11 protein-coding genes are annotated in these 14,174 nt (G+C 68.6%); 10 read left to right on the forward strand and 1 reads right to left on the reverse strand.

All coding sequences use genetic code 11. The annotated features are described in order from the left end of the window. Window positions 1-7: 7 nt before the first annotated feature. Both arc and ACWDTI_RS11645 read left to right on the forward strand, forming a co-directional pair. On the forward strand, window positions 8-1,804 hold the full coding sequence (gene arc / locus ACWDTI_RS11640) for a proteasome ATPase (RefSeq protein ID WP_449738227.1): 1,797 nt from the start codon (window positions 8-10) through the stop codon (window positions 1,802-1,804). A gap of 82 nt (window positions 1,805-1,886) precedes the next feature. Next, the gene (locus tag ACWDTI_RS11645) at window positions 1,887-4,220 is read left to right on the forward strand and encodes an FHA domain-containing protein (protein WP_449738228.1); all 2,334 of its coding nucleotides are present in this window, start codon (window positions 1,887-1,889) and stop codon (window positions 4,218-4,220) included. Between the two features lie 20 nt (window positions 4,221-4,240). On the opposite strand, the gene glgP is transcribed toward ACWDTI_RS11645, so the two are convergent. After that, window positions 4,241-6,883, reverse strand: a complete 2,643-nt coding sequence (gene glgP, locus ACWDTI_RS11650; RefSeq protein ID WP_449738229.1) for an alpha-glucan family phosphorylase — start codon at window positions 6,881-6,883, stop codon at window positions 4,241-4,243. A 66-nt stretch (window positions 6,884-6,949) separates the two neighbouring features. Between glgP and dop the strand changes: the two genes are divergently transcribed. From dop to tatA, 8 genes are all read left to right on the forward strand, one after another. Beyond that, window positions 6,950-8,449: a depupylase/deamidase Dop gene (dop, locus tag ACWDTI_RS11655; protein WP_449738230.1), complete on the forward strand. Its 1,500-nt coding sequence runs from the start codon at window positions 6,950-6,952 to the stop codon at window positions 8,447-8,449. A gap of 103 nt (window positions 8,450-8,552) precedes the next feature. Continuing rightward, the gene (locus tag ACWDTI_RS11660) at window positions 8,553-8,744 is read left to right on the forward strand and encodes a ubiquitin-like protein Pup (RefSeq protein ID WP_449738231.1); all 192 of its coding nucleotides are present in this window, start codon (window positions 8,553-8,555) and stop codon (window positions 8,742-8,744) included. Next, on the forward strand, window positions 8,741-9,595 hold the full coding sequence (prcB, locus tag ACWDTI_RS11665; RefSeq protein WP_449738232.1) for a proteasome subunit beta: 855 nt from the start codon (window positions 8,741-8,743) through the stop codon (window positions 9,593-9,595). The genes ACWDTI_RS11660 and prcB overlap by 4 nt, the downstream gene beginning before the upstream one ends. Beyond that, window positions 9,592-10,401, forward strand: coding sequence for a proteasome subunit alpha (gene prcA, locus ACWDTI_RS11670; RefSeq protein ID WP_449738233.1), 810 nt, complete (start codon window positions 9,592-9,594; stop codon window positions 10,399-10,401). Before prcB ends, prcA begins: the two co-directional genes overlap by 4 nt. Before the next feature lie 76 nt (window positions 10,402-10,477). Further along, window positions 10,478-11,836: a Pup--protein ligase gene (gene pafA / locus ACWDTI_RS11675; RefSeq protein ID WP_449738234.1), complete on the forward strand. Its 1,359-nt coding sequence runs from the start codon at window positions 10,478-10,480 to the stop codon at window positions 11,834-11,836. Window positions 11,837-11,852: 16 nt separating this feature from the next. After that, window positions 11,853-12,845, forward strand: coding sequence for a helix-turn-helix transcriptional regulator (locus ACWDTI_RS11680; RefSeq protein WP_449738235.1), 993 nt, complete (start codon window positions 11,853-11,855; stop codon window positions 12,843-12,845). Then, window positions 12,842-13,804 carry a helix-turn-helix transcriptional regulator gene (locus tag ACWDTI_RS11685; RefSeq protein WP_449738312.1) on the forward strand — a complete coding sequence of 321 codons (963 nt, stop codon included), beginning with the start codon at window positions 12,842-12,844 and terminating at the stop codon, window positions 13,802-13,804. The genes ACWDTI_RS11680 and ACWDTI_RS11685 overlap by 4 nt, the downstream gene beginning before the upstream one ends. A 69-nt stretch (window positions 13,805-13,873) precedes the next feature. Beyond that, entirely contained in the window at window positions 13,874-14,134 is a 261-nt protein-coding gene (tatA, locus tag ACWDTI_RS11690; RefSeq protein WP_449738236.1) for a Sec-independent protein translocase subunit TatA, read from the forward strand. Window positions 14,135-14,174: the final 40 nt, after the last annotated feature.

Genomic DNA, 14,174 nt, shown 5'->3' on the forward strand with positions numbered 1-14,174 from the left:
GTCAGCAATGACCGAATCTGACCGTCACGGCGCCACCGGCGCCGAGCGGCACGAGCCCTCGGGTGCAGACCTGCCCGAGTCCGACGAGAACTTCGTCCCCGCCTACGCACCGCTGTCGCGCCCCGACCCGTCGTCGCGGCCGTCGTTCGCGCGGCCCGCGGATGTCCAGGAACTCCAGGAACGCGTCGACAACCTCACCACCCGCAATGCCAAGCTGCTCGACACCCTCAAAGAGGCACGCCAGCAACTCGTCGCGCTGCGGGAAGAGGTCGACCGGCTCGGGCAGCCACCGAGCGGCTACGGAGTGCTGCTCGACATCTATCCCGACAGCACGGTCGACGTGTTCACCTCCGGCCGCAAGATGCGCCTGACGTGCTCACCGAACATCGAGATCGAGACGCTTCGGAAGGGTCAGACGCTGCGCCTGAACGAGGCGTTGACCATCGTCGAGGCCTGCGAGTACGACTCGGTCGGCGAGATCAGCACCTTGCGCGAGATCCTCGGCGACGGCCTCCGGGCGCTGGTCGTCGGACATGCCGACGAGGAGCGCGTCGTGTGGCTGGCCGAGCCGCTTCTCGGCGACGTCGACGGCGAGGACGGGCAGAAGCGGAAGCTGCGGCCCGGCGACTCGTTGCTCATCGACACCAAGGCCGGCTTCGCCTTCGAGCGGGTGCCCAAGGCCGAGGTCGAGGACCTGGTGCTCGAAGAGGTACCCGACGTCGGGTACGAGGACATCGGCGGCCTGGGCCGGCAGATCGAGCAGATCCGCGACGCCGTCGAACTGCCGTTCCTGCACAAGGACCTGTTCCGCGACTACGCGCTGCGACCCCCCAAGGGTGTGCTGCTCTACGGCCCGCCCGGATGCGGTAAGACGCTCATCGCCAAGGCGGTGGCCAACTCGCTGGCGAAGAAGATCGCGCAGGTCCGCGGCGACGACGCGAAGGAAGCCAAGTCCTACTTCCTGAACATCAAGGGCCCCGAGCTGCTCAACAAGTTCGTCGGTGAGACCGAGCGGCACATCCGCCTGATCTTCCAGCGTGCCCGGGAGAAGGCATCCGAGGGCACACCGGTGATCGTCTTCTTCGACGAGATGGACTCGATCTTCCGGACCCGCGGCTCCGGCGTCTCGTCCGACGTGGAGACCACCGTGGTGCCGCAGCTCCTCAGCGAGATCGACGGCGTGGAAGGTCTCGAGAACGTCATCGTGATCGGTGCGTCGAACCGCGAGGACATGATCGACCCGGCGATCCTGCGGCCCGGTCGCCTCGACGTGAAGATCAAGATCGAGCGTCCCGACGCGGAATCGGCGATCGACATCTTCTCCAAGTACCTGACCGAGCAACTGCCCGTGCACGCCGACGACCTCGGCGAGTTCGGCGGCGACCGCACCGCGTGCCTGAACGCGATGATCGAGAAGGTCGTCGAGCGGATGTACGCGGAGAGCGAGGACAACCGGTTCCTGGAGGTCACCTACGCCAACGGTGACAAGGAGGTCATGTACTTCAAGGACTTCAACTCCGGCGCAATGATCCAGAACGTGGTCGACCGGGCCAAGAAGTACGCGATCAAGTCGCAATTGGACACCGGCACCCCGGGCCTGCGGGTACAGCATCTGTTCGACTCGATCCTCGACGAGTTCGCCGAGAACGAGGATCTGCCGAACACGACCAACCCGGACGACTGGGCCCGGATCTCGGGCAAGAAGGGCGAGCGGATCGTGTACATCCGCACGCTGGTCACCGGCAAGAGCGCCGGCGCCAGCCGGGCCATCGACACCGAGACGAACACCGGCCAGTACCTGTAAACCTCCGCGCACCAGCGCGGGTCGATCAACCGCAGTACACGCGCTCGGAGAGCGTCGGAGCAGGGCTCTAGAGTCATCACCGATGAACAGCCCAGCGACGATCTCCGGGCGCGTGTCCGCGTGTGGGGTGACGCGGCCACTGGGACCGGTGCCGCGCGTGACGATCGGTCGCACCCCCGAGAACACCCTGACGGTCGAGGGCCCGCTGGTCTCGCGGCGTCACCTGGCGATCGAGTGGCGCGGCGACCGGTGGGTGGCCGTCGACCTCGGCAGCACCAACGGATGTTTCGTCGCCGGACATCGCATCACCGAGCTGCCGGTGTCCGGCGAGCTCGCGATCCGGTTGGGGGATCCGGTGACCGGCCCGCTGGTGACCGTCACGCTGGATTCGCCGGGCCACCCGGCCCGTCCGCCGGCCCCGCACCTGCGATCGCTGCGGCACGACGCCTTCCACGTCGCACGTGAGGGAACCGCCGGCCCGCCGCCGGGCCCGGCCGCCGGGATCGTCGTCCGCGGGGCACTGACGATCGGACGCACGCCGGACAACGATCTCGTCGTCGACGACGTCCTCGCCTCACGGCATCACGCGCGGGTCGTCGCGACACCGGCCGGGCTGGCCATCGAGGATCTCGGCAGCGTCAACGGCACCTATGTCAACGGCCGCCGGGTGCACCGGGAGCAGCTGCCGGACGGCAGTGTGGTGACGATCGGCAACAGCGATCTGGCGGTCTCCGGCGGCATGTTGCATCGCGGTCCGGGCCGCGAGGCGGTGGCCGGCGGGTTGGCGGTCGAGGCCGTGGGCCTGGTGGTGTCCGGCGGCAAGCAGCTGCTGTATGACGTCAGCCTCGGAGCCCGGCCGGGCACTCTCACCGCGGTGATCGGACCGTCCGGCGCGGGTAAGTCGACGGTGGCGAAGATCGCCGCCGGACTGGGCAGACCGACCACCGGGCGAGTCACCTTCGAGGGCCGCGATGTCCACGCCGAGTACGACGCGTTGCGCACCCGCATCGGCATGGTCCCGCAACGCGACGTGCTGCACCACAGGCTCACCCTGCGGCAGGCGCTGCGCTACGCCGCCGAACTGCGGTTGCCACCCGACCTGACGACCGCCGACCGCGATCGCGTCATCGACGGGGTGCTCGCCGAACTCCAGCTCACCGAGCACGTCGACACCAGGGTCGACCGATTGTCCGGCGGCCAGCAGAAACGCGCATCGGTGGCGATGGAACTGCTCACCGGGCCGTCGCTGCTGATCCTCGACGAACCGACCTCGGGTCTCGACCCCGCCCTCGACCGGCAGGTGATGGTCACCTTGCGCCGTCTCGCCGACGCCGGTCGCGTGGTCATCGTCGTCACGCATTCACTGACCCACCTGTCGATGTGCGACCAGGTGCTGCTGCTCGCGCCCGGCGGCAAGACCGCGTTCTGCGGATCGCCGGGCGAGGTCGCCGGCCAGATGGGGACCGGCGACTGGGCCGAGATCTTCGCCCGTGTCGCCGCGGAACCCGACGCCGCCCATCACCGCTACCTGGCGCGTCATCGCCACCGTCCGCCGATCCCGCCCGGTGTGCCGCCGCCCGGACCACCGCCGACGGCGCCGCGGGCCGGGGTGTCCCGTCAGTGCAGCACCATCGCCCGGCGTCAGGTGCGGCTGATCCTTGCCGACACCGGCTATCTGATGTTCCTGGTGCTGATGCCGGTCGTACTAGGCCTGCTCACCCTCGTGATCCCCGGCTCCGACGGGTTCGGCGTCAACACGTCGGCCGACACCGCGGCCGAGGCATTGCAGGTCCTGATCGTCCTGGTCGTCGGTGCCACGTTCATGGGGGCGGCGCTGACCGTGCGCGACCTCGTCTCCGAACGGGACATCTTCGAACGCGAACGTGCCGTCGGGTTGCGGCCCGACGCCTACCTCGCCGCCAAGGTCGTCGTGTTCTTCGCCGCCGCGATCCTGCAGACCGCGGTGATGGTCGGCATCACCTACGCCGGCAAGGGAGTGCCCGGCGACGGTGTCATCACCGCCGGGGCGGTCGAATTGTTCTGTGCGGTGGCCGCTCTCGCGTGCGTGAGCACCCTGGTCGGGCTGGCGATCTCCTCGGCCGTGCGCTCCAACGAGCAGACGATGCCGCCGCTGGTGATCGCGGTGATCGCCCAGCTCGTGTTCTGCGGAGGGTTGTTCCGGTTGACCGCCCCCGGCCTCGTGCAACTCTCGTGGATCCTGCCGTCCTACTGGGGGTACTCGGCCGCGGCGACCGCGGTGGACCTCAACCGGATCGCGCCGCGCGCCCCGCAGACCGCCGACGCCTCCCGCTGGGAGCCGACCGTGGCCAACGCGGCGCTGGCCTACGGTCTGCTCGCCGGCATCGGACTCTGCCTGTTGATCTTCACCTGGTCACGGCTGCGCCGCAGCCACTAGCGGGATCCACGGCCCGCGGATCAGGTGCTGGCTCCCGGCACGACGACGTTCGCCACCAGCGACGGGCCGAGGTCCTCGGCGGTACCCACCGGATAGCGCACCAGTCCGAGTTCGGCGTCGTCGGACAGCTGCGGATGCCGGGGGAGTACGCGCGCGGTGTACCCGAGCCGCCCCGACCGCGACGGGATCAGCTCGACGGTGAACAACGTGCGTCCGGACGGATCGGTCACCGTCGACGGTGCCATCTCGGCGGTGACGGGCTCCTCGATGTCGCCGTCGTCGGTGACCGGGCCGATCAACGCCTGCACCGTGACCTGGTCGGGCCCCAACTCACCCAGCGCGATGTGCGCCGTCAGTTCCAGACTCACCGTGCCCGGCCGGTCGTCGGCCGAGGTGTCGGTTCCGGCCTCGTCGATGCCCGCGACCTGCACCGCCGACCAGCCCCGATTGAGGATCTGCCGGTAATCGGCGAGGTCTCGTGCCGGGGCGTAGTCGTCGGCGACGATGGATGCGTACTGGGTGGCCGCCGGACCGTACAGGGCGGTGGTGTAGTCGCGCACCATCCGGGAGGCCTGCACCTTGGGGCCGAGCCGGCTCAGCGTGTGGCGCACCATGTCCACCCACCGTTCCGGCGTGCCGGTGGCCGACCGGTTGTAGAACATCGGGATCACCGAGTCCTCGAGCAGCGAGTAGAGCGCCTCGGCCTCGAGGTCGTCGCGACGGCGTTCGTCATGGACACCCTCGGCCGACGGGATCGCCCAGCCGTTGTCGCCGTCGGCCATCTCATCCCACCATCCGTCGAGGATGGACAGGTTCAGGCCGCCGTTCATCGCCGATTTCATGCCCGACGTCCCGCACGCCTCCATCGGGCGCACCGGATTGTTGAGCCAGACGTCGCAGCCCGCGTAGATGTCGCGGGCCATCGAGATGTCGTAATCCGGCAGGAAGACGATCCGGTCGCGCAGTTCGGGATCCTCGGTGAACCGGACCACCTGCTGGATGAGCGACTTGCCGCCGTCGTCGGCGGGATGCGCCTTGCCGCCGATCACCAGCTGCACCGGACGGTCGGGGTCGGTGAGGATGCGGCGCATCCGGGCGGGATCCCGCAGCATCAGCGTCAAGCGCTTGTACGTCGCGGCCCGGCGCGCGAACCCGATGGTTAGCGCGTTCGGATCGAAGATGTCGGCGGTCCAGCCGAGTTCGGCGTCGGTGAACCCGCGGTCCCGACCGCTCGCGTGGGCTCGACGACGGACCTCGTCGACGAGCTGCGCCCGAAGTTCAGAACGGATGCGCCAGATGTCGTCGGACACCATGTCGGCGATGGCACGCGCCTCGGCGTTCTCGTCTCCGGGCGTCAGGTCCTGCCACGCCCGGGCCGTCCACGTCGGACCGTGCACACCGTTGGTGACCGCGCCGATCGGCACCTCGTCCGCGTCGAATCCCGGCCACAGATCGGCGAACATCTCCCGGCTCACCTCGCCGTGCAGCTGTGACACCCCGTTGCTGCGCTGCCCGAGCCGGAAACCCATGTGCGCCATGTTGAACACGCCGGGGTCTGCCTCGTCGCCGAGTTCCAGCACGGTCGCGACCGGCAATCCGGGGAGCAACCGGGCGTCGCCGTTGTCGTCGGGATCGAGGTAGTAACGCACCATGTCGAGCGGGAAGCGGTCGATACCCGCGGGCACCGGGGTGTGGGTGGTGAAGATGTTCGACGCCCGCACCACCGCCTCGGCCGAATCGAAGTCGAGCTTCTCCGCGCCGCTCGTCAGTTCCCGGACACGTTCGACGCCGAGGAAGCCGGCGTGGCCTTCGTTCATGTGGAAGACCGTCGGTTCGGCGTGGCCGGAGAGCCGGGTGTACTCGCGCACCGCCCGCACCCCGCCGATGCCCAGCAGGATCTCCTGCTTGATCCGGTGGTTCTGGTCGCCACCGTAGAGGCGATCGGTGATGTTGCGGAGCTCCTCGTCGTTGACCGGCAGGTCCGAGTCGAGCAGCAGCAGCGGGATGCGGCCGACGGTGGCGACCCACACGTGGGCGCTCAACGTCCGTCCGCCGGGCATCGAGATCGAGACGACGACGGGGGTGTCTCCCTCCGACAGCAGCGTCAGCGGCATCGACGTCGGGTCGTTGACCGGGTAGCGCTCCAGCTGCCAGCCGTCGGCGGAGAGGCTCTGGTGGAAATAGCCGGAGCGGTAGAAGAGGCCGACGCCGATCAGCGGAAGGCCCAGGTCGGAGGCCGCCTTGAGGTGATCGCCGGCGAGGATGCCGAGACCACCGGAGTAGATCGGCAACACCTCGGAGATGCCGAACTCCATCGAGAAGTACGCAATCCCTTGTGGTGCAACCTGTTTCGCGTCCAAGCCGGCGGCGTAGGAGCCGAACCAGCGCGGCTGCCCGGTGTAGCGGTCCAGGTCGGCACGCACCTGCGTCAGCTTCTCGAGGAAGGCGCTGTCGTCGGCGAGTTCGGCGACTCGATCGGGGTGGACCTCGGCGAGCAGCCGAACCGGGTCGCCGGTGGCCGACCACAGTGCCGGGTCGATGGTGGCGAACAGATCCTGCGTCGGCGCGTCCCAGACCCAGCGGAGGTTGTGGGCGAGGGTGGCGAGATCGGTCAATTGGGCCGGCAGCGGCACTCGAACGGTGAACCGTCGGAAGGCTTTCACGGCGCAACAGTACCCAGCGTGGCCCGCCGGTGCGACCCATCCGACGTGAACACTTACCCTCGTCATATGCAGCGAATCATCGGCACCGAGGTCGAGTACGGCATCTCCGCGCCCGGCGACCCGACCGCGAACCCGATCATGACCTCCACGCAGGCGGTCCTGGCCTACGCCGCGGCCGCCGGAGTGCCCCGCGCCAAGCGGACACGCTGGGACTATGAAGTCGAATCGCCGTTGCGCGACGCCCGGGGTTTCGACCTCGGCCGCGGGTCGGGTCCGGCCCCGATCATCGACGCCGACGAGATCGGCGCGGCCAACATGATCCTGACCAACGGCGCCCGCCTCTACGTCGACCACGCCCACCCGGAGTACTCCGCGCCCGAGGTCACCGATCCGATGGACGCGGTCATCTGGGACAAGGCGGGGGAGCGCGTGATGGAGGCGGCGGCCCGCCACGTCGCCAGTGTGCCTGGGGCGCCGCGCCTGCAGCTCTACAAGAACAACATCGACGGCAAGGGCGCCTCCTACGGCACCCACGAGAACTACCTGATGAGCCGGGAGACCCCGTTCACCGCGGTGATCGCCGGACTCACCACGTTCTTCGCGTCGCGTCAGGTGATCTGCGGTGCCGGCCGGGTCGGCATCGGCCAGTCCGGCGACGAGGCGGGATTCCAGCTCTCGCAGCGGTCGGACTACATCGAGGTCGAGGTCGGCCTGGAGACCACCCTCAAACGCGGCATCATCAACACCCGCGACGAACCGCACGCCGACCCCGAACGCTACCGCCGCCTGCACGTGATCATCGGCGACGCCAACCTCGCCGAGACCGCCACCTACCTGAAGGTCGGGACCACCGCGCTCGTCCTCGACCTGATCGAGGCCGGCGTCGACTTCTCCGACATCGAACTCGCCCGACCCGTCTCGGCGGTGCACGCCATCAGCCACGACCCGACCCTGGCCGCCACCGTGGCCCTGACCGACGGTCGGGAGCTCACCGCGCTCGCCCTGCAGCGCGAGTACCTCGAGCGGTGCCAGAAGTTCCACGAGACCGAGCACGGCGACGACAAGCGGGCGGCGCACGTGCTCGAGACCTGGGCCGAGGTTCTCGACCGGCTCGAACGCGATCCGCTCGAATGCGCCGACATCCTCGACTGGCCGGCGAAACTGCGCATCCTCGAAGGTTTCCGGCAACGCGAGAACCTGGGCTGGTCGGCGCCACGGCTGCACCTGATCGACCTGCAGTACTCCGATGTCCGACTCGACAAGGGGCTCTACAACCGGCTCGTCGCGCGCGGCTCGATGAAGCGGCTGGTCAGCGAGGACGACGTGGTGCGTGCCGTCACCGAACCGCCGCAGAACACCCGCGCCTACTTCCGCGGCGAATGCCTGCGACGCTTCGGCGCCGACGTGGCCGCGGCCAGTTGGGACTCGGTCATCTTCGATCTCGGCGGCGACTCGCTGGTCCGCATCCCCACCCTCGAGCCGCTGCGCGGCAGCCGTGCCCACGTCGGGAAACTGCTCGACTCGGTCGATTCGGCCGCCGAACTCGTCGACCAGTTGACCACCTGAGGGTGCTCGCTTCCACCCGCCGGGGCGTGCGCACCGGTAGGGTGGGAACACACGATTTGTCCGTCCGGTCGAGGACCGGGCGGGTACGAGCGGGAGGCAGCAGATGGCGCAGGAACAGACCAAGCGCGGCGGTGGCGACGACGACGGTGACCTCGGTCCGGACGGCAGCGCCGGCCAGGAACGACGCGAGAAGCTCGCCGAGGACACCGACGACCTGCTCGACGAGATCGACGACGTGCTCGAGGAGAACGCGGAAGACTTCGTGCGCGCCTATGTGCAGAAGGGCGGCCAGTGAGCGATCGGTTCAGTTCACTGCACCCACGGACCACTTCACAACCCGACATCTCGTCGTTCACCGACTACCTGCGACGGCATGCTCCCGAGCAACTGCCGCAGTATCGGGCTGAACGCATGACCTTTCCGGTCGGCGCCACCGACGAGATCCCGCACGGCACCACCATCGTGGCGGTGTCGTTTCCGGGTGGAGTCGTGCTCGCCGGTGATCGCCGGGCGACCATGGGCAACATGATCGCCACGCGCGACGTGCAGAAGACCTACATCACCGACGACTATTCGGCCGCGGGTATCGCCGGCACGGCGGGCATCGCGATCGAGATGGTGCGATTGTTCGCCGTCGAACTCGAGCACTACGAGAAGATCGAGGGCGTCCCGCTCACCCTGGACGGGAAGGTGTCCCGGCTGGCGTCGATGGTCCGTGGCAACCTCGGTGCCGCCATGCAGGGACTGGCGGCCATCCCGTTGCTCGTCGGCTTCGACATCGATCACGAGGATCGCGCCGAACGGGGACGGATCTTCACGTTCGACGTCGCCGGTGACCGCCACGAGGAACTCGGCGGCTACCACGCGATCGGGTCCGGCTCGGTGTTCGCCAAGTCGTCGTTGAAGAAGCTCTACCGCGCCGACCTCGACGAGGCCGGGGCGCTGTCGATCTGCGTCGAGGCGCTCTACGATGCCGCCGACGACGATTCGGCGACCGGCGGTCCCGATCTGATCCGCCGGATCTTCCCGACGGCGGTCGTCGTGTCGGCCGACGGGGCTCGTGAAGTGCCGGCGACCGAGATCGAGGTGTCGGCGCGCGCGATCCTGGAACGTCGTGCCGCCGAGCACGAGGGGGATGCGCGATGACGTTTCCGTATTACGCCAGCGCCGAGCAGATCATGCGCGATCGCTCGGAGCTCGCGCGCAAGGGCATCGCCCGCGGGCGCAGCGTCGTCGCGTTGACGTATGCCGACGGTGTGCTCTTCGTGGCCGAGAACCCGTCGAACACGCTTCGCAAGGTCAGTGAGATCTACGACCGCATCGGGTTCGCCGCGGTGGGCAAGTACAACGAGTTCGAGAGTCTGCGCAAGGCGGGCATCCAGCTCGCCGACATGCGTGGGTACAGCTACGACCGCGCGGATGTGACCGGACTGTCGCTGGCCAACGCCTACGCGAACACCCTCGGCGCGGTGTTCACCGAGCAGCCCAAGCCCTACGAGGTCGAACTCTGTGTCGCCGAGGTCGCCAAACCCGGCAAGCAGACACCGTCGCAGCTCTACCGCATCTCCTACGACGGTTCGATCGCCGACGAGACCCGCTTCATCGTGATGGGCGGCGCGACCGAGGCGATCACCGCAACCCTGCGGGACAGGTATCAGCCGGACCTCGACCTGTCGGCCGCGGTCGCGCTCGCGGTGTCGGCGCTGACCGCACCGCCCGACGGCGGCAACGGCTCGTCGTCGTCATCGGCGTCGGCTCCCGCGCCGCGGGTGCTCACCGCTGCCGACCTCGAGGTGGCGATCCTCGATCGCAATCGCCCACGTCGCGCGTTCCGGCGACTCACGCAGACGACCGTCGCCGGCATGCTGCCGGCCCCGGCAGCCGAGGCGACCGGCGAGTCGACCGGCGGTGACCCGTCGGAGAAGGATTCCGACGCCGGCACGGATTCCTGACCACCACTCGACACCGACCGGACGACGCCGTCGCGTCGTCCGGTCGGTGTCGGTTTACGCGGGTAGTGTTTGACGTGTGCAGCGTCGAATCATGGGAATCGAGACCGAGTTCGGTGTCACGTGCACCTTTCACGGTCACCGTCGGTTGAGTCCGGACGAGGTGGCCCGCTACCTCTTCCGCCGGGTCGTGTCGTGGGGACGATCGTCGAACGTGTTCCTGCAGAACGGTGCCCGCCTCTACCTGGACGTCGGGTCACATCCCGAGTACGCCACCGCCGAGTGCGACAGCCTGATCCAGCTCATCAACCACGACCGGGCCGGTGAGCTCGTCCTCGAGGACCTGCTGATCGACGCCGAGCAGCGCCTCGCCGACGAGGGCATCGGCGGCGACATCTACCTGTTCAAGAACAACACCGACTCCGCGGGCAACTCGTATGGCTGCCACGAGAACTATTGCGTGGTCCGCGCCGGTGAGTTCTCCCGGATCTCGGACGTCCTGCTGCCGTTCCTCGTGACCCGGCAGCTCATCTGCGGTGCCGGCAAGGTGCTGCAGACCCCGAAGGCCGCCACCTTCTGCCTGTCGCAACGCGCCGAACACATCTGGGAGGGGGTGTCCTCGGCGACCACCCGGTCCCGCCCGATCATCAACACCCGCGACGAACCGCACGCCGACGCCGAGAAGTACCGCCGTCTGCACGTCATCGTCGGCGACTCCAACATGTCGGAGATGACGACCCTGCTCAAGGTGGGATCCGCCGCGCTCGTGCTGGAGATGATCGAGGCCGGAGTCGCATTCCGGGACTTCGCCCTCGACAACCCGATCCGCGCGATCCGCGAGGTCAGCCACGACCCGACCGGGCGCCGTCCGGTGCGGTTGGCCGGCGGCCGGCAGGCCAGCGCCCTCGACATCCAGCGCGAGTACCACGCGCGGGCGGTCGAACACATGATGAACCGTCGCCCCGACCCGGAGATGGACAAGGTCGTCGACCTGTGGGGCCGGATGCTCGACGCCGTGGAGAGCGGCGACTTCTCCGGCGTCGACACCGAGGTGGACTGGGTGATCAAGCGCAAGCTGTTCCAGCGCTATCAGGACCGGTACTCGATGGACCTGTCGGACCCCAAGATCGCCCAACTCGACCTGGCGTTCCACGACATCAAACGCGGGCGCGGCGTCTTCGACCTGCTGTCCCGCAAGGGCCTGGTCACCCGCGCGACGACGGACGAGGCGATCGCCACCGCGGTCAACGAGCCACCGCAGACCACCCGCGCGAAGCTGCGTGGCGACTTCATCTCCGCGGCCCAGAAGGCCGGCCGTGACTTCACCGTCGACTGGGTCCACCTCAAGCTCAACGATCAGGCCCAGCGAACCGTGCTGTGCAAAGACCCGTTCCGGAGTGTGGACGAGCGCGTCGATCGCCTCATCGCGTCCATGTGATGACTAAGCTGACCCGGTGGCAACTCCGAAAGCCGAACGCCTGCTCAACCTGGTGATCTGCCTGTTGTCGACCAAGCAGTTCGTGACCGCGGACTACATCCGGCGCAACGTCGCCGGCTACAACGACGACGGACAGTCCGACGAGGCCTTCAACCGGATGTTCGAGCGCGACAAGAACGAGCTCCGCGACCTCGGCATCCCCCTGATGACCGGGCGGGAACGGATGTCGGCGAGTGTCGAGGGCTACCGCATCAACCGTGACAGCTACGAACTGCCCGACATCTCGCTCGACCGTGCCGAGGCGGCGATCGTCGCGATGGCCGGTGCGCTGTGGAGCGCGCCGGAGGTGTCGGCCATCTCTCAGACCGCGCTGCTGAAACTGCAGGCCGCCGGGATCGACGTGCGCGGCGACGACGAGATCGGATTCGCACCGGCCCTGTCGGCGCGGTCGGTCGGCTCCGAAGCCGCGCTGGCGGCGATGCTGGCGGCGATCGGGCACGCCCAGGCCGTCACGTTCACCTACCGGCCGGGCGCCGCCGCGTCGACCACCACCCGCACCTTCGAACCGTGGGGAGTGGTCACCTACTGCGGCCGCTGGTACGTCGTCGGTCACGACCGCGACCGCGCCGCGACCCGCACGTTCCGCCTGTCCCGGATCTCCGACGTCGCACCGATCGGCGACCATGACGCGGTCACCGTACCCACCGGCACCGACCTGCAGCAGATCGTGTCGTCGGCCGTCGAATCGGCCGTCGGTTCCGACGGCCGTGCCGCCCGCGTGTGGGTCGCCCGCGATCGGGCCGCCGGTCTGCGGCGACTCGCGTTCGCCGTCACACCGCAGGATCTCGACGGGGAACCGGGCGACATCGTGGCGATCGAGATCCGGTCGCTCTCGACGCTGACCAGGATGATCCTCGGCGCCGGCGCCGATGCGGTGGTGCTCGACCCTCCGGAGTTGCGCGACGCCGTGATCGCCGACCTCGACCGGCTGGCAGGGGTGTACCGCTGATGGCCGCCCGTCCCGACCGCTTCAGCCGGCTGCTGGCGCTGGTGCCGTACTTCGCGACCCGACGGGGTATCTCGATCACTCAGGCTGCACGGGATCTCGGCATCACCGAGGCGCAACTCACCAAGGATCTCGAGTTGCTGTTCGTGTGCGGTCTGCCCGGCTACTTCCCGGACGACCTCATCGACCTGCAGTTCGAGCAGGGCCACGTCGAGGTGGGATTCACCGCCGGAATGGACCGGCCGCTGCGACTGACCACCACCGAGGCGAGCACGATGCTGGTCGCGCTCCGCGCCCTGCTCGACATGCCCGGTGCGGTCGACCGGGCCGCGGCCCGACGGGCCATCGCGAAGATCGAGGAGGCGGTCGGTGCGGCAGGTTCGCCGGTGGCGGCAGCCACCACCGGCTCCGACGGCGACAACCCGACCTACACGGCGATCCGGGATGCGGTCGCGGCGTCGAAGGCACTGCGTATCCGGTACTACTCGGCCACCCGCGACAGCGTGTCGGACCGGGTGGTCGACCCGATTCGCGTGCAGACCGTGGACAACCACAGTTACCTCGAGGCGTGGTGCCGGGTCAGCGAGGGGGTGCGGCTGTTCCGGTTCGACCGGGTGGAGAGCGCCGAGATCCTCGACGAGCCCGCAGCGGTCCCCGCGCAGGCGGCGGTGCACCCGCAGTCGGCGATCCTGTCGGAGAACCCGGATCTGCCGGCCGCCGAGATCGAGATCGATCCGAGCGAGCTGTGGATTCTGGACTACTACCTCATCGACCCGCTCGAACCCGCCGACGATCGAGCGGACCCAGAGGCGCCGCTGCGGGCGCGGATGGTCTACGGATCGCCCGACTGGCTGGCCCGTTTTCTCCTCGGATTCGGCGGGCGGGTGCGCCTGGTGTCGGACGGCGCGGTGGGCGACGGGGTCGCGGCGACGGCCGGCGCGGCCCGCGCGCGGTACCGGTAACCTGGCCGGCCGTTGTGTGGCCGGTGCTCGGGTAGCATGAGGTCATTCCGATTCGGAGGTGGGAAAATCATGGGCGCTATCCAGCCTTGGCACATCATCCTGGTGCTCCTCGTGTTCTTGATCCTGTTCGGTTCCAAGAAGCTGCCCGACGCCGCGCGCGGTCTGGGCCGGTCGATGCGCATCTTCAAGAGCGAGATGAAGGAGATGCAGACCGACGGCAAGGGAGACGACGCCTCCCCCGCCGCGCCGGTGACGCACGAACTGCCGTCCGGTGAGGTCGTGCAGAATCCGGCGCCACGTGTCTCCGACGATACGAAGAAGTCCGCGTAGTCCGCATCGTCGTCGCTTGTCGTCCCTGAGGTCGGGCAGC

This window comes from Gordonia sp. NPDC003424, assembly GCF_053588655.1.